Raw genomic sequence first — 15,209 nt, 5'->3', positions numbered from 1 at the left:
TGGATCACAGGTTAAGTTCACCGCATCCTGCGGCGACACCTGTGTGACCTGCGTCATGCAGGCCTTAGTTTGACTGACTACGCACATCGCTGTGCGATTTTATAAAAATGAATTAACAGGTACGTTTTGTCTTGTTTAGTTTTCAAAGATCATTTTGTTACTTCTCAATGAAGCAGCTTTAATAATATAACATTCAGTTTCTTGTTTTGTCAACAACTTTTTTAAATTGTTTTATGAAGCTTCTTGTTTTGTCTGCTGTTCATCAGCGACGTTTAATAATATAACATCTGTATTTATTTATTGCAATAGTTTTTTCGAAAAAAGTTCTATAAAACAAATAAACTATAAGCTTCGTATTGTCATCTATCGCGTATTTATCTTATATCTATATTAAAAGAACATATACAACAGTAATGTGTTCTTGTTGTTTTTTTCTTTTTCTTGTATAGTAGAGACGAATTAAATATAGATGACCACAAGGGGAGCATTAAAGCTGAGAGTGAGCGGTTTCGTTCTGACCCTTTGAACCTGTTAGTTAACGCTGGCGTAGGGATGTGGCAAAGTCAAATGAATTGCAGATCGTAAAGCAGTGCGTGGAACTTTTCTCATCCTTCCGCGTGCTGCTTTTTTTGTTGTCCTTTTGGATTGTCTATCAATGGAAGGGGATTTTTATGAATCAATCTAAGCAACTGGTTCGCCTTATTGAAATAGCAATTATGACTGCGGCTGCTGTTATTTTAGACATCGTCTCAGGAATGTTTCTTAGGATGCCTCAAGGAGGCTCGGTCTCCATCATGATGATTCCAATCTTTTTGATCTCGTTTCGTTGGGGTGTTAAAGCAGGTCTTACTACCGGCCTGCTGACAGGTCTGGTTCAGATCGCAATCGGAAACTTATTCGCACAACATCCTATACAGCTATTGTTAGATTACATTGTCGCGTTCGCAGCTATCGGAATTAGCGGATGTTTCGCTTCTTCTGTCCGTAAAGCCGCTGTATCCAAAACAAAAGGGAAATTAATTATTTCAGTGGTCAGCGCAGTTTTTATCGGCAGTTTCCTGCGCTATGCCGCGCATGTCATTTCAGGGGCAGTGTTTTTCGGCAGCTACGCTCCAAAAGGAACACCGGTATGGATTTATTCCTTAACTTATAATGCTACTTATATGGTTCCTTCATTCATCATCTGTGGAATTGTCCTTTGTTTATTATTTATGACAGCACCCCGTTTGCTCAAAACTGACAAAGTTTAACGTGACAACCCCCAGCGTAATCTGCTGGGGGTTGTTTTTTGTTATCTATTAAGAGCTGTTTTCAAAGCAGAAAGATCCGGCCAGCCAAACCCTACTTCCTTCAGGCTATCTCCTGCGATTTCAAAGCTGTCCTCCGCTATTCTTTCGGGTGAATAGGCCTCATAAAATGTAATCGAGGGGTTCTTCTCAATTACCCAAACAAACATACTCGAAAATCCATGATGAAGCAAAAACTCCACTCCTTTTGCTAAGAGCGCTCTGCCTGCACCTTGCCGCTGATGCTCTTCTAAAAGGTAAATAGCGTACAGCTCGCCGTCATAGCCTTCTTGTTCAGAGCGAATAGGTCCAAATGAAGCAAAGCCGAATATCGAACCTTTTTCATCGCGAGCCACAAATACACCTTTTAACGAGCGGCTTTTCCATTTGTCTTCAAATTCCTTGCAGCTCAGACTTTTTAAGTATTCAGCCTCGACAATTCCCTGATATGTTGTCCTCCAGCTATCTACATGCACTTTTGCAATGTCCTTTATATCCTCTAACTTTGCTTCTCGTACAGTTGCCATCCGCTGGCATCCTTTCCTTAGTCATTATTCCGGTTTCTGGACCGTTTTTGCTTCTTTTATTTCATTTGTTAATTCGTTAATGCTTTGTTTTACATTTCCTTTTCCTGAAAAGTTCTCAATCATTTCTTTTACGTCAATTCCTGATGATGCTTTTAAGCTTTCTTGCAGGCTTGACATTAAGTTCGTCGCATAGCTAGTTACTTTGTTAGCGCCGCTTGATTCACCGCTTCCTCCTGTATCAACAACTGTGATTTTATCAATATTTGAAAGAGGTGCCGCTGCTTGTTTCGCATATTCCGGAAGCATTTTTACGATCATATCGAAAATCGCCGCCTGCCCGTACTGTTCAAAGGCAGCCGCAATTTTCTCTTTTGCTTCCGCTTCTGCCAGACCTTTTAGGCGAATAACCTCTGCTTCTGTTTCCCCTTTTGCTTTTTCAGCTTCCGCTTTTGCTAGCCCGTCAATTCTGACTTTTTCAGCCTCTGCCTTCGCCATTGCTTCAATACTGTACTTCTTGGCATCGGCTTCCGCGAGCTGTTTGGCTTTCTCAGCTGCTGCGGACTGCTCGACTGAATAACGGTCTGCATCGGCTTTTTTCTTTACCTCTGAGTCATATTGACGTTCACGGCGAAGAATTTCTTTTTCTTCTAGTTCGATTTGTTTTTGGCGTTCGATAATTTTAACCTGCATTTCCTGCTCTGTGACTTGCTGGCGCGCCCTAGCAGTCTCTAAATCATATGCCTGGTCGGCATTCGCTTTTGCCGTATCTTGTTCTCTGCGATATTCAGCCATTTTGAGCTGATTGATTTTTTCAGCTTCAGCGATTTCCGTCGCCCGTTCAAGTTCTGATTTTTTTGCATCTTTATCGGCTTCTGCCCGCTTAATTCGGGTTTCTTTATCAGCCTCTGCTGTTGCGATATCAGCATCCCGTTTTACTTGGGCAATTCTCGGTTTCCCTAATGATTCAAGATAACCGTTTTTATCACGTACATCTTTAATGGTAAAGGAAACAATCACAAGCCCCATTTTTGCAAGATCCTGCGAAGCGACACGCTGTACCTCTTGAGAGAATTTTTCTCTGTTTTTATAGATTTCTTCGACTGTCATTGAGCCGAGAATGGAACGAAGGTGGCCTTCTAAAACCTCCCGTGCTTCCTGCTCACGGTCGTCTTTTGATTTTCCTAAAAATTGTTCGGCTGCTGTAGCAATTTCTCCTATAGAACCGCCGATTTTAATAATCGCAGTTCCATCGGCCATTACAGGCACTCCTTGTTCTGTATAAACTTCAGGTGTCGAAACATCGAGTTTGCTTGATAATAGGCTTAGCGGCTCTGCCTGCTGAAAGACGGGAAGGACAAAGGTTCCTCCGCCGCGGACGATTTTAAGACGGTTGCCGCCTTCATCGACATGAACATTTTTATTGCCCAGATAGCTCCCCGTTACGATTAACGCTTCATCAGGCCCTGCCGTACGATACTTTGTGATAAACACGGCAATAAGTGCAATTAATAAAAAGAATACAACTCCGATGACAATTATAATCGGCATTGTCATATCACATTCCTCCTTGTGTTTTAAATAGGTTCATGCGGAGTGACCGAAAGAACTCCGTTGTTAACATCTACGACCAAAACAGCTGTTCCGTAACTGATTTGCTCATTATCAAAGCTGACCGCTGACTTTGAGATGGTGCCGCCTATCCCTTCAATGACCACTTCACCGAACCCGTCAACAGGAACAGCTGTAATCACTTTACCGACTCTTCCTCTTAGATCATCTTCTATATAAACCAATGATTCTTCTGCGGATGATAATGGTACCAGTACAAAGATGTGAAGCAATACCACCAGCATGATCGAAAGGATGCAAGATAAAAGCGCGATCAACAGGCTCGACAGGGGCAATATGAGCTCGCCTATATATCCGCTTGCTGAAAAACATGTAAAAAATGCGAGCAACAATGTCGGATTAAGAAAAGGAATGCCTTCTGACAGCCCTGCAAATACATCTCCGAAAAACACAAATAAAAGCGTAAGACTGCCCGCAATAATAAGCGTATAAAGATAAATCGTGTGTATAGGAACGCCAAATAACTCCAATTTCCTCATCCTTTCTTCATCAATGCATTGATGAACGGCCGCCGTTACCATTTATACGAGATACAACGGAAAAGGTTTCAAAATTTTAAGATAAATAACCCATTTTGCAATGCTTGATAAATGATAATTGCTTATATATATGGTAATGTCATTTTTAGGAGGAGATATGATGAGTATCTTTAATGAAGCCAGATTAGAAACGTGGAACGAAGTGAAAGGACTTTCTGATGAAAAGCTGAATCAAAAGCCTTCTGCTGAGGAATGGAGCATACGGGAAGTGCTTGACCATTTGAAAAAAATCGATATGGCCGCACAAAAAATGCTGAAGGAACGTGTAAAGGAAGCCCCTGTGAAAAAAGTTGAAGAAAAACAGCTTGAGGTAGCACAGGATAGAAATAATAGACGGAAAGCTCCGAGTCATCTTGAGCCTGAGCATGATTTTATTTCAGGCAGCCAAATGAAACGCGAGCTTGATGTGGTGAGAGAGCAACTGACTGCTGCTATTGCCTCTCTGAAAGAAGAAGATTTTGAGAGAGTGCTTCCTCATCCTGTATTTCAAGAACTGACTGTCAGACAGTGGATCGATTTTATCGGCCACCATGAAAAACGGCACCTCAGCCAGATTAAAGAAATTAAAGAGAGAATAGAAAGGGCCTGATTTGATCAGACCCTTTCTGCTTTTCGTGGTTTGGCTTTCCGCTGATAGGAATGAACATCTATTTCATCACCTGCGTAAACAGCTCCGGGTCTCTCAACAATGCAGACAATCCCTCTTATGCCCAGTGCGTGGCGGACAAAAGCCGGGGCCAGCTTCGGCTTGTCCGGATAATAAGACTGAATGACTTCTCCCGGCTGAATACACGGATCATTTTCTCCCTCACACAGCAAAGCGGCTCCGCTTGGAAAAATGAGCCGGCTTCCTTCTTTTAATGAAGTAAGATCAGGTATGCCGCTGACTGCCACATTCGCACCGAGCCATTCCGGCAAAATGCTCGGCACTCCCATTTTTAAAGCAATTTCATCACATTCCTCTATTGAAACAATAGAAATTTGTCTCCGGTTGAAAATTTCAGTCCCTCTTGAAAACATCGGTTCTCTAGCCCCCGCTTTTTTGGTCAGGCCAAAATGCAAGTCGCCGGGGATGCCGCCATAATCAAAATCAAGCTTGTCCATTTGCTTTGTTACGAAGCTTTCTGTATCTGCGATATATACGCCTTCGGCTTTTGCAGCCATACGCTTCCACATCAGCAGCACCTTCCTTCTTCTCTAAAATTTCCATCTATGCTACATTATCCAGAAAAATCCCGCTCTGTAAAAGAGCGGGACATGTAGTTATACCGTTTTAGGTGTAAGGTTAAAGCAGCGCTTGTAGATCCAATTATATGCTTTTTCATTTAAATCTCTAGGGTTTCCGAAGGTTTGCGGATCTTTCATCGCTTCTTTTGACAAGCGTTCGATCATATCAGGTGATACTCCCTGCTCTTCTAAAGTCGGTACCTCTAAGTCTTCGACCAGGTCATACATCCAATTGACAGATGCTTTCGCAGCTTCTTCTGTTGTCATATTGCTTGTATCAATACCGAACGCTTTCGCAATACGTGCAAATTTCTCAGGGTAGCCCTTCCAGTTGTACTCCATGACAGGACCCATCATCGCAGCCACACCTTGACCGTGAGCGACTGGGATAATACCGCCAAGCGTTTGGCTCATTGCATGAGCCGCGCCCGCTGATTCACTGCCGTAAGAAAGACCTGCAAGCATCGCAGCCTGCGCCATTCCATATCTTGCTTCCAGATCCTCTCCGTCAGCAAATGCTCTTTTAATGTAATGAGCGGCATATTCAATCGCCATCAAGGCAACTGCATCCGTGATTGGCTGCGCAAATTTCATTGTATAGCACTCAATGGCATGAGCAAGCGCATCAATTCCCGTCATGGCTGTTACATGCGGAGGCATTGAAATATGAAGTTCAGGATCAATGATGGTCAGGTGCGCTGCAATCAGTGGACCGCCCGTGTTGAATTTAAATTCCCTTTCTTCATCTGTGATAACTGCCCATTGGGTTACTTCTGATCCAGTTCCAGCCGTTGTCGGAATTGTCGTCAGCGGAGGAATACGATTTTCCAGCGGTTTTTTCCCATCTGCCGCTTCATAATCCAGCACGCTTCCTTCGTGAGTGGCTTCTACTCCGATTGCTTTTGCAGTATCCATGGAGCTTCCGCCTCCGACTGCCACCAAACCATTACAGTTCTCTTTTTTGTAGAGCTCAGACCCTTCATTTACCAGACGGACAGGCGGGTTTGGCTCTACTTTATTAAAGAGCACCACTTCAATGCCTGCTTCTTTAAGTGATTCGATAACTGGATCTACGACGCCGGCTTTATAAATTCCAGGGTCTGTGACAAGGAGTGCTTTTGAAACGCCAAGCGCAGCTACTTCTTCACCCGTATTCTTGACGGCTCCGATTCCGTGCTTAATCACAGTCGGAATTTCAAATGTGTGGAATTTGTGCATGCTTTCTATTTTCATATTTAATGTCATCATTAACTCCCCCTCTTATGAATTGAACCAATTAACCGCTGCCGGTTTTGTATTACGATACACATGTTTGACTTCTGTGTATTCTTCAAGACCTATTTTTCCAAGCTCGCGTCCGAACCCGGATTGCTTATAGCCGCCCCATGGCGCCTGTGCAAAGTACGGATGGAAATCGTTAATCCAAACTGTCCCCATTCTCAAGCGGGCTGCTACGCGTTCGCACTTTTCAATATCTTTTGACCATACCGCTCCGGCCAAGCCATAGATGGTATCATTCGCAAGCGCGATGACCTCTTTTTCAGAGCTGAAGGTTTCAACTGTCAATACAGGACCGAAAACCTCTTCCTGAACGATTCTCATGTCAGATTTACAGTTTGAGAAAATAGTAGGTTCGTAGAAAAAGCCGTTTTGCAGCGCAGGGTCTTTCGGACGTTTGCCTCCTGTCTCCAGCTTCGCGCCTTCTTTTATCCCGATCTCTACATATTTTTCTACTTTTGCCCTGTGCTCTGCCGAAATAAGCGGGCCGCTTTCTGTCTCTGCGTGAAAACCATTTCCGAGTTTTATGCGTTTTGCCCGTTTGACTAGCTCTGCTAAAAATTGATCGTGAATGGCATCTTCAACAAGCAAGCGCGAACCGGCTGAGCATACTTGGCCGGCGTGGAAAAACACAGCGTTTAATGCCTGATCGACCGCAACCTCTAGATCTGCGTCCTTGAAAACGATATTTGGATTTTTTCCGCCAAGTTCAAGTGCAATTTTTTTGACGTTTCCGCTTGCCGCCTGCATGATTTTTTTGCCTGTTTCGATTCCACCCGTAAACGAAATCAAATCGACGTCTTTGTTTACGGCAAGCTCGTCGCCCACTGTGGCTCCCGGTCCAAGAACAAGATTTGCAACACCTTTTGGAACACCGGCTTCTTCCATCAGCTTAAAGACTTTGATTGTCGTCAGCGGCGTGATCTCACTTGGTTTCATGACGATAGTATTTCCTGCAGCCAGTGCAGGTGCGATTTTCCAGCTCGCTTGCAGGAGCGGATAATTCCATGGAGTAATCTGGCCGCAAACCCCAATTGGCTCTCTGATGATTTTGCTTTCTGAATCAGGGATCGGAGATGAAATGATCTCTCCGCCATCTTTATCTGCCAATCCGGCGTAATATTGAAAAACATTGGCGATATCATCCATATCCGCCTTGCTTTCTTCGAGTGTTTTTCCCGTATCAAGCGATTCAAGCTCAGCCAGCTCATCAAGATCGCGTCTGATTAATTCCGCAATTTTCAGAACATTCTTCCCGCGTTCAAGCCCGGGTAGAGATGACCATTCTCCTTTGTCAAATGCTCTTCGCGCGGCTGCGATTGCCTTGATGGCGTCCTCTCGCCCTCCTTCGCTTACAATTGCAATTTCTTCTTGATTAAATGGATTGATAATGCTGCGGATCTGCTCTTTTTCGGCACTGACCCATTCTCCGTCAATATATAATGTTTGACTCATATAAGCCTCCTTGACGTAAAGTTTGTTAAATAAAAATTTAATGTTTTTAACAACCTTAATTTAACATACGAATTTTAAACTGTCAAAGCCCCATTTTGATTTTTCTTTTTGACATTTCTTTATGTTTCGTTAAGATAAAGAACATAAAGAAATAACTTAACGAATTTAATCTTCTAATAGAAAAGAGGGTCAGTATGGATGAAAATCCAGAAGTTGCAGCTATAGAACAGGCTCGGGATCTTGTTATCGACTCCATTGCTGAAACGATGGATCTTTACGGAATTACCCGCAGTGTCGGGATTTTATATGGGACGATGTATATGAGGGATGAGATGACCCTTGACGAAATGCGTGAGGAATTGCAAATGAGCAAGCCAAGCATGAGCACAGGCGTCAAAAAGCTTCAGGACTTAAATGTAGTGAAAAAAACATTTCACCGGGGCATCCGCAAGCATACATTTGTGGCTGAAAAAGATTTCTTTAAATTTTTCACAAATTTCTTTCCCCCTAAATGGGAACGGGAAGTTCAGGTAAATGTAGCAGCAATTGAAGAAGCTCAGGCTGATTTACAAGAGGTTTTAAACAAAGAAGGTCTCAATGAGGACATCAAAAATGAAGCACTGCAGTTATACGAGCAACTGGAAAGCTCTAAAGCTTACTATGATTGGCTGAAACGGCTTGCTGAATCGGTGCAGAGCGGGGAAATTTTTAAATTTATACCGATTGAAACAAAGTAAAACAAAAACGCCTGGGAAACCGGGCGTTTTTTTGTTCTTTTTTATGTAATTACTACAAATTTGAAAAATACGGGAAAAACATCCCATTTACTTCCAAAATATTTGATGGTAATTTTATGTAGGTAAAATTTGTATTTGGCCGTTCAGAGGAGGTGAAAAGCGGGCAGGCCTGAATATTTTTATAACTTTTTAGGGGGAATTTTATTATGAAACGCAAATTATTATCTTCTTTGGCAATCAGTGCATTAAGTCTTGGTTTACTCGTTTCTGCACCTTCAGCTTCTTTCGCGGCTGAATCTAAATCAACTTCCGCTCATACTGAGTCTACTATGAAAACACAGTCAACAGCTTCATTGTTCGCTACAATTACAGGGGCCAGCAAAACGGAATGGTCTTTCTCAGATATCGAATTGACGTATCGTCCAAACACGCTTCTCAGCCTTGGCGTTATGGAATTTACATTGCCAAGCGGATTTACTGCAAATACGAAAGACACAATGAACGGACGTGCGTTGCGTGAAACACAGATCCTCAATAACGGGAAAACAGTAAGAATCCCTTTGGCACTTGATTTATTAGGAGCTGGCGAGTTCAAATTAAAACTGAATAACAAAACACTTCCTGCCGCTGGTACATATACTTTCCGTGCGGAGAATAAATCATTGAGCATCGGCAATAAATTCTACGCAGAAGCAAGTATTGACGTGGCTAAGCGCAGCACTCCTCCGACTCAGCCATGCGGCTGCAACTAATCTAAAAGACCGGTTAACGCCGGTCTTTTTTGCGTTTTGACCTCCCTTTTTTCCTCTATTTCCAGTTATCTTTTTTCTAGTTTAAAATTTAAATTGACAAACTCTAGAAACAGGAGTAAATTCTTGAGTGTTCAATTTCATACAGTCTCTTTTACCGCTTAATCAAATACGAACGGGGGAACCAACGATTGGCTGTTTTTTTAACAGCCTTGGGGTGAATCTTACTAAGTAAGAGGGGGTACTCTGAATCCCTAATCCGACAGCTAACCTCGTAGGCGTTTACAGAGAGGAGGTCTATTAGCGACCATTCTTCGAGATGGTCTTTTTTGCTTCAAAAACGTTAATTTTACTAAGGGAGTTATGAACATTGGGAAGAATAAAAAACAAGCAATTTGCCGTGATCGGACTGGGCAGGTTTGGCGGAAGCATTTGCAAAGAGCTGCACAGAATGGGCCATGAGGTCCTTGCGATTGATATCAACGAAGAAAAGGTAAATGCATACGCTTCTTACGCAACTCATGCGGTGATCGCCAACGCCACCGAAGAAAACGAATTGCTATCGTTAGGAATACGCAATTTTGAATATGTGATCGTTGCAATCGGAGCGAATATTCAAGCGAGTACCCTGACCACCCTATTATTAAAAGAGTTTGACATCCCGAATATTTGGGTGAAGGCCCAAAACTATTATCATCATAAGGTGCTTGAAAAAATCGGTGCTGACCGCATTATTCATCCTGAAAAGGATATGGGCGTCAAGATTGCACAAAGCCTCTCTGATGAGAACGTGTTGAATTACATTGATTTATCTGATGATTACAGTATTGTCGAGCTGCTGGCAACACACAAGCTTGATTCAAAATCGATTATTGATCTGAATGTAAGAGCAAAGTACGGCTGTACAATCCTGGCCATTAAACATCATGGAGATATCCGTCTTTCTCCCGCACCTGAAGACGTCATTCACGAACAGGATTGCCTGGTGATCATGGGGCACAAAAAGGATATTAAACGTTTTGAAAACGAAGGGATGTAGACATAGGTGACACTTCAAAAGGATAAAGTGATCAAATGGGTTCGTTTTACACCGCCTCAAGTGCTTGCAATTGGTTTTTTTCTTACCATTATCATCGGGGCTGTGCTGTTAAAGCTACCGATTTCTACAATGAAGCCATTGTCATGGATAGATGCCCTTTTTACTGCAGCTTCCGCAACAACCGTTACAGGGCTTGCAGTTGTCGATACCGGTACAGAATTTACACTTTTCGGGCAAACTGTCATCATGGGGCTGATTCAGATCGGCGGGCTTGGATTTATGACTTTTGCTGTTTTGATCGTCATGATATTAGGGAAAAAAATCGGATTAAAAGAACGAATGCTGGTTCAGGAAGCCTTAAACCAGCCGACAATCGGCGGTGTCATAGGCCTTGTCAAAGTCCTGTTTCTGTTTTCCATCAGTATTGAGTTGATAGCAGCACTCATCTTATCCGTCAGGCTTGTGCCCCAGTATGGCTGGGCATCCGGCTTGTTTGCGAGTCTTTTTCACTCAATATCTGCTTTTAACAATGCCGGGTTTTCGTTGTGGCCGGATAATTTGATGAGCTACGTTGGAGATCCTACAGTTAACCTAGTGATTACTTTCTTATTTATCACAGGAGGGATCGGATTTACCGTTCTGTTTGACATTATGAAAAATCGGCGATTTAAAGCCTTTTCTCTACATACGAAAATCATGCTGACAGGAACCCTGATTCTGAATGCGGTTGCTATGCTTGTGATCTTTATTTTAGAGTACAGCAATCCCGGCACGCTCGGCCACCTGCATATAGGAGATAAACTATGGGCTTCCTATTTTCAAGCTGTGACGCCAAGAACCGCTGGCTTCAATTCTCTTGATATTGGTAGTATGAGAGAAGGAACGATTGTATTTACTTTATTATTAATGTTTATCGGAGCAGGCAGCGCTTCAACAGCGAGCGGCATTAAGCTGACTACGTTCATTGTGATTTTAATGTCTGTGATCGCTTATTTGCGAGGTAAAAAAGAAACGGTTATTTTCCGCCGCTCCATCAAATATCCGATTATCATTAAAGCTTTAGCTGTGAGCGTCATCGGTTTGTTCCTCGTGTTTTTAGGGATATTCGCCCTGACGGTCACAGAACAAGCGCCGTTTATTCAAATTGTGTTTGAAACCTTTTCCGCATTCGGAACTGTCGGTCTATCGATGGGATTGACCCCTGAACTTACAGAAGCGGGAAAATGTATCATTATTGTCATCATGTTCATTGGAAGAATTGGTCCTTTGACGTTCGTGTTTTCATTTGCGAAAACAGAGAAATCAAATATTCGTTACCCTGACGGCGAGGTATTTACGGGGTAATAACAAAAAATCCGGCGATTTAAGCGCCGGATTTTTTATGATTCGATATGAGATTGATTTTGCCTTTTTTCCTGTTCCGCGATGATTTCGTTATCCTCTGCGTTATCACGGGTCACTTTTTGTGTAAGAATCGCACCGACCGCTACAAGTATCATAACAGCGATGTAATAGCCTTTTTCGTTGAGTTCCAGATTATCAGCATTATAGAGTCCGATACTAAACAAAAATACTCCCGCAAAAAAAGTGAAATAAGCTAATACTGTAAAGGCAACCGTGTTTCTCCGTCTATATTTCTGCACCTTTGTTCCCTCCTGAAAGCATAGTCAATAAGTGATAAACTTCCGTGGAATATTATACCTCAAATTCCCCTGAATGGAACAAAGAATTAAAAATACCAGGAAAAAGGGCTCAGGTTGCTTCCTTTATTTCAACAGCTGAATCATCAATCCAGCCGATGAGTTTATCATTGATTTGAAATTGGTACCATACGGACTGGCCTTTCTGCTTTTTGGATACAACCTTTATGTCTTTGCCGACGTAAGATTGGGCAGAGGTGAGCTTTATGGACCGATCATCAGTAGAAGGCTTGGACCATATGTCTTGAACGGCACTGTCCTTAATGGAGGCTTTTAAATCCACTGATTTGAGCGATGGATTTACCTCATCGTATTCATCTAAATCGTATTTTTCCACAATAGCACTGATTTTGTCTGCGTATTCAGGGTCTGTAGCATATCCTGATGTTTGCAATGCCGTTGCCGCTTCCTTATAATTCCCAGCCTCAAGCACCGGTTTATACTTCTTTTTATTCCACGATGTGCCGCGGACAAACAATTGGGCGTGGTCATCCATAGATTCAAAATACGTGCTGTATTTTCGAAACTTTGCGCGAATGGTTTTTCTTTTCCCTTTTTCAAATTCGTCCGTTTCCATCGTGACATGATGGCCTTTATAATTTCCTTTTACGCCAAAAAGGTTGTTAGCCTGAGCAGCAAGCTCGCTGTTCCCCCAGTCGGATTCGAGAATGGCCTGAGCGATCGTGATGCTGGGGAGGACATGATATTTCTCATACAAAATTTGTGCATGTCCGGACAGGCTGTCTATAAATACCTGCTGTTCATCAATTTCTTCGGGTTCTTTGGATGTTTCTATCGGTTTTGATAATGTTGTGGCTAAAACAAACAGGGCTAGCGGAATCGATACAATGAAAAATAGTGAAATGAAGAGTCTACGTTTTTTCAGTTTTTTACGGGCCATGAAAACCTTCCTTCGAGTTAAAAGATTACGAATGTAAAAGAATCTACCTTTTAGAATTTTACTTGCACTTCTAATATTTTTCAATTCTTTAGGGACAAAGTTGGGAAAAGATTGCAAACAAAAAACCTTTCCCTCAAGGGAAAGGTTTTGATCATGTATCTATTTTTGTAAATTTCTGAGTACATTACGGTATTCTGTATCATGTATCACTTTATGTGATTTGACAGCAGCCTTTGACAGTCCTTGTGTGGAAATGGCCTGTTTTTTCGGAACTGTTTTCGCTTTATCATGCGTTTTATGTGCCAGCTTGTGCCCCATACCTGTAGCGTTCATACAGAATGACAGGCAAACAAGCAGCACACTCAGAATAAAAGAAATGAAAAAGAGATCATGATAAGCAGTCATCATAGAATCCTGCATCGAACCGCTTTGTCTGGCAGCATCTTTTTGCGTGAAAAAGCCGATGAGGATTGGAACTCCCATATAGACAAACAATCTTAAAAACTGAACAGCTGTCATTCTCTTGACCAAATCAGGCAGCGGGCCGCCCATAGCAGCTCCCATCAGCCCTGCGGCCACTGTCAGTCCCGTTCCAGCGGCAAGCATGATAAACAGCACTGCAAATATATAAAGTGACGATTGATCCTGCATATGCAGCCATTGAAAATTCACAAACACGAGAATAAGAGCACCTATAATACCGAGCATCCCGGGCCCGACTTTATCATAAAACAAAGCGCTCACAATGGCGGCGATCGCCACTCCGATTAAAAGAGTTACGTTTAAAAGAATGAGATGCTCCTGAGAAATATCATACATTTGACGGAGCAATCCCTGAAAAGCAGAAAGGCTGACAGCTACCGTTATCGTTCCTATAGCTACGATGAATAAACCGAGCACCGGTTTTGGCAGCAGCATCAGTTTTATAGAAATGAAGGGGTTTCTCACTTTATATTCCACAATCAATAGAACAAGGAGCAAACATAACGTAATCCCAAAGCCAGTCCATACATAACCTGATGAAAGTCCCCATTTTTGCAGAAAAATGAATGTAACCGCTGAGGCTGCAGCAAGGCACACAGATAAAATGATTCCTGCACGATCTAGCGACTGTTCTTGTTCTGCCGATCCATGATGCTCATCATGAAGAAAGAAATAGCTCACCGCGACACCAATCAGTGACAGCGCGCCAAAGAAGTAAAACAGCCATCTCCAATGTCCGTAGCTTGTTGCAATCGTTCCTAGAATCGTGCCGATGATAACAGAGCCATAAAATCCCCCGATCAGCACCAGCAGGGCATAGTTCCTGCGGTCAATCGGAAATGACAGAACAAGCATTGGAATCATAATCATCAGCATGACACCTGTAGCCGCCCCCTGTAAAAAGCGCCCTGCCGCCATCCATGCAATATCGCTGGAAAATGCGAAAAGCAGTGAGCCAAGTATAAAAACGGGTAATGAAGCCAGATAGATTGGACGGGCACCGAATTTTTTCCTCAGCAGCGGTCCTGCCGGCACTAATAAAGCAAAGGCCATATTGCCAATCAATATTGGATTCACTGACGTGAAGTCACTTGTTCCAACCGTCTTCTGAACAAGGCCTTGAACTGACGACAATGCCGTGTTAGACATCAATCCCGGCCCGACCGCTAAAACGGCGAGCAAAGAAATCACCCAATAGTGTTTTGTCTTCATGTTGTCATTCCTTCCTAAATGAATACATACGAAACACACCATTTTTTGAAAACAAAAGAAGCTAATAGATTTTGCATGCCATTAGCTTTCATTCTAACACACTCCCTATTTTTGGAAATGATATTATTTTATTATAATTATGTGAACAAATGAGCATATATTCAAACATTATTCCAAATCGATTATGATTTGTCAATGGCGCACATTTCAAGCAAAAAAATAAAAGCCTGAACAGTTTTTGACCGATCGTGTTTTGAGACAAGGCGGCTTGAGCCTTTTCAATTCACTATTCCCACGAATAAACCCGAATAAATTGGTGATAAGACAACATTTAGCCGCACAATATTTTTGTGTTCACTGGGCGTTTGCCGCCTCTAAATTGTATATGGGTAAATACCATGAATTAATCTGCGAAATACCCATGCTAGTCAATTTTAAATAATCCGG

Annotated in this window: 15 protein-coding genes and 2 riboswitches; of the genes, 6 read left to right on the top strand and 9 right to left on the bottom strand. The window is 42.5% G+C overall.

Features of this window, described 5'->3' with window-relative positions; all coding sequences use genetic code 11:
• The first annotated feature begins 468 nt into the window (after positions 1 to 468).
• Positions 469 to 570, top strand: a riboswitch (TPP riboswitch).
• A 101-nt stretch (positions 571 to 671) separates the two neighbouring features.
• Entirely contained in the window at positions 672 to 1,250 is a 579-nt protein-coding gene (thiT, locus tag Q5C82_RS19910; protein ID WP_013308037.1) for an energy-coupled thiamine transporter ThiT, read from the top strand.
• 41 nt (positions 1,251 to 1,291) lie between these two features.
• Here thiT and Q5C82_RS19905 read toward each other — a convergent pair whose 3' ends face one another.
• From Q5C82_RS19905 to Q5C82_RS19895, 3 genes are read right to left on the bottom strand one after another with little or no spacing between them, the layout of a single operon-like run.
• On the bottom strand, positions 1,292 to 1,813 hold the full coding sequence (locus Q5C82_RS19905; protein WP_003222724.1) for a GNAT family N-acetyltransferase: 522 nt from the start codon (positions 1,811 to 1,813) through the stop codon (positions 1,292 to 1,294).
• 24 nt (positions 1,814 to 1,837) lie between these two features.
• Complete coding sequence (gene floT, locus Q5C82_RS19900) at positions 1,838 to 3,367, bottom strand: flotillin lipid rafts scaffold protein FloT (RefSeq protein WP_003222726.1); 1,530 nt, start codon at positions 3,365 to 3,367, stop codon at positions 1,838 to 1,840.
• Positions 3,368 to 3,387: 20 nt separating this feature from the next.
• A complete protein-coding gene (locus Q5C82_RS19895; RefSeq protein ID WP_003222729.1) occupies positions 3,388 to 3,912 on the bottom strand; it encodes an NfeD family protein in 525 nt (174 codons plus the stop codon).
• Between the two features lie 169 nt (positions 3,913 to 4,081).
• Here Q5C82_RS19895 and Q5C82_RS19890 point away from each other — a divergent pair, with 169 nt between their 5' ends.
• Positions 4,082 to 4,570: a DinB family protein gene (locus Q5C82_RS19890; protein WP_003222731.1), complete on the top strand. Its 489-nt coding sequence runs from the start codon at positions 4,082 to 4,084 to the stop codon at positions 4,568 to 4,570.
• Positions 4,571 to 4,575: 5 nt separating this feature from the next.
• Here Q5C82_RS19890 and Q5C82_RS19885 read toward each other — a convergent pair whose 3' ends face one another.
• The 3 genes from Q5C82_RS19885 to betB form a co-directional block, all read right to left on the bottom strand.
• A complete protein-coding gene (locus tag Q5C82_RS19885; RefSeq protein WP_003222733.1) occupies positions 4,576 to 5,157 on the bottom strand; it encodes an MOSC domain-containing protein in 582 nt (193 codons plus the stop codon).
• Between the two features lie 87 nt (positions 5,158 to 5,244).
• Positions 5,245 to 6,453, bottom strand: a complete 1,209-nt coding sequence (gene gbsB / locus Q5C82_RS19880; protein WP_003222735.1) for a choline dehydrogenase — start codon at positions 6,451 to 6,453, stop codon at positions 5,245 to 5,247.
• Positions 6,454 to 6,468: 15 nt separating this feature from the next.
• A complete protein-coding gene (betB, locus tag Q5C82_RS19875) occupies positions 6,469 to 7,941 on the bottom strand; it encodes a betaine-aldehyde dehydrogenase (RefSeq protein WP_003222737.1) in 1,473 nt (490 codons plus the stop codon).
• Between the two features lie 194 nt (positions 7,942 to 8,135).
• Here betB and gbsR point away from each other — a divergent pair, with 194 nt between their 5' ends.
• The 4 genes from gbsR to ktrB all read left to right on the top strand — a co-directional run bounded on the left by gbsR (position 8,136) and on the right by ktrB (position 11,810).
• A complete protein-coding gene (gene gbsR / locus Q5C82_RS19870; RefSeq protein WP_003222739.1) occupies positions 8,136 to 8,678 on the top strand; it encodes a transcriptional regulator GbsR in 543 nt (180 codons plus the stop codon).
• A 206-nt stretch (positions 8,679 to 8,884) separates the two neighbouring features.
• Positions 8,885 to 9,430, top strand: a complete 546-nt coding sequence (bslA, locus tag Q5C82_RS19865; RefSeq protein ID WP_003222741.1) for a biofilm surface layer hydrophobin BslA — start codon at positions 8,885 to 8,887, stop codon at positions 9,428 to 9,430.
• A 145-nt stretch (positions 9,431 to 9,575) separates the two neighbouring features.
• Positions 9,576 to 9,724: riboswitch (cyclic di-AMP (ydaO/yuaA leader) on the top strand.
• Positions 9,725 to 9,797: 73 nt separating this feature from the next.
• A complete protein-coding gene (ktrA, locus tag Q5C82_RS19860; RefSeq protein ID WP_003222743.1) occupies positions 9,798 to 10,466 on the top strand; it encodes a potassium uptake protein KtrA in 669 nt (222 codons plus the stop codon).
• Positions 10,467 to 10,472: 6 nt separating this feature from the next.
• Positions 10,473 to 11,810 carry a Ktr system potassium transporter KtrB gene (ktrB, locus tag Q5C82_RS19855; RefSeq protein WP_013308038.1) on the top strand — a complete coding sequence of 446 codons (1,338 nt, stop codon included), beginning with the start codon at positions 10,473 to 10,475 and terminating at the stop codon, positions 11,808 to 11,810.
• Positions 11,811 to 11,845: 35 nt separating this feature from the next.
• On the opposite strand, the gene Q5C82_RS19850 is transcribed toward ktrB, so the two are convergent.
• The 3 genes from Q5C82_RS19850 to Q5C82_RS19840 all read right to left on the bottom strand — a co-directional run bounded on the left by Q5C82_RS19850 (position 11,846) and on the right by Q5C82_RS19840 (position 14,762).
• Positions 11,846 to 12,109: a YiaA/YiaB family inner membrane protein gene (locus Q5C82_RS19850; protein ID WP_003222348.1), complete on the bottom strand. Its 264-nt coding sequence runs from the start codon at positions 12,107 to 12,109 to the stop codon at positions 11,846 to 11,848.
• A 109-nt stretch (positions 12,110 to 12,218) separates the two neighbouring features.
• The gene (gene lytG / locus Q5C82_RS19845) at positions 12,219 to 13,067 is read right to left on the bottom strand and encodes an exo-glucosaminidase LytG (protein WP_003222350.1); all 849 of its coding nucleotides are present in this window, start codon (positions 13,065 to 13,067) and stop codon (positions 12,219 to 12,221) included.
• 159 nt (positions 13,068 to 13,226) lie between these two features.
• Positions 13,227 to 14,762 carry an MFS transporter gene (locus Q5C82_RS19840; RefSeq protein WP_003222352.1) on the bottom strand — a complete coding sequence of 512 codons (1,536 nt, stop codon included), beginning with the start codon at positions 14,760 to 14,762 and terminating at the stop codon, positions 13,227 to 13,229.
• Positions 14,763 to 15,209: the final 447 nt, after the last annotated feature.

The organism is uncultured Bacillus sp. (genome assembly GCF_958411575.1).
Lineage (GTDB): Bacteria > Bacillota > Bacilli > Bacillales > Bacillaceae > Bacillus > Bacillus spizizenii.
The sequence above is the reverse complement of the archived record's forward strand: the minus strand, read 5'-3'. Positions and strand labels throughout refer to the sequence as shown.

What these genes read in the sequence shown, in the direction of transcription:
- thiT (WP_013308037.1), top strand. Translation starts at nt 672, where the DNA reads ATGAATCAATCTAAGCAACTGGTTCGCCTTATTGAAATAGCAATTATG.
- Q5C82_RS19905 (WP_003222724.1), bottom strand. Translation starts at nt 1,813, where the DNA reads ATGGCAACTGTACGAGAAGCAAAGTTAGAGGATATAAAGGACATTGCA.
- floT (WP_003222726.1), bottom strand. Translation starts at nt 3,367, where the DNA reads ATGACAATGCCGATTATAATTGTCATCGGAGTTGTATTCTTTTTATTA.
- Q5C82_RS19890 (WP_003222731.1), top strand. Translation starts at nt 4,082, where the DNA reads ATGAGTATCTTTAATGAAGCCAGATTAGAAACGTGGAACGAAGTGAAA.
- Q5C82_RS19885 (WP_003222733.1), bottom strand. Translation starts at nt 5,157, where the DNA reads ATGTGGAAGCGTATGGCTGCAAAAGCCGAAGGCGTATATATCGCAGAT.
- gbsB (WP_003222735.1), bottom strand. Translation starts at nt 6,453, where the DNA reads ATGACATTAAATATGAAAATAGAAAGCATGCACAAATTCCACACATTT.
- betB (WP_003222737.1), bottom strand. Translation starts at nt 7,941, where the DNA reads ATGAGTCAAACATTATATATTGACGGAGAATGGGTCAGTGCCGAAAAA.
- gbsR (WP_003222739.1), top strand. Translation starts at nt 8,136, where the DNA reads ATGGATGAAAATCCAGAAGTTGCAGCTATAGAACAGGCTCGGGATCTT.
- bslA (WP_003222741.1), top strand. Translation starts at nt 8,885, where the DNA reads ATGAAACGCAAATTATTATCTTCTTTGGCAATCAGTGCATTAAGTCTT.
- lytG (WP_003222350.1), bottom strand. Translation starts at nt 13,067, where the DNA reads ATGGCCCGTAAAAAACTGAAAAAACGTAGACTCTTCATTTCACTATTT.
- Q5C82_RS19840 (WP_003222352.1), bottom strand. Translation starts at nt 14,762, where the DNA reads ATGAAGACAAAACACTATTGGGTGATTTCTTTGCTCGCCGTTTTAGCG.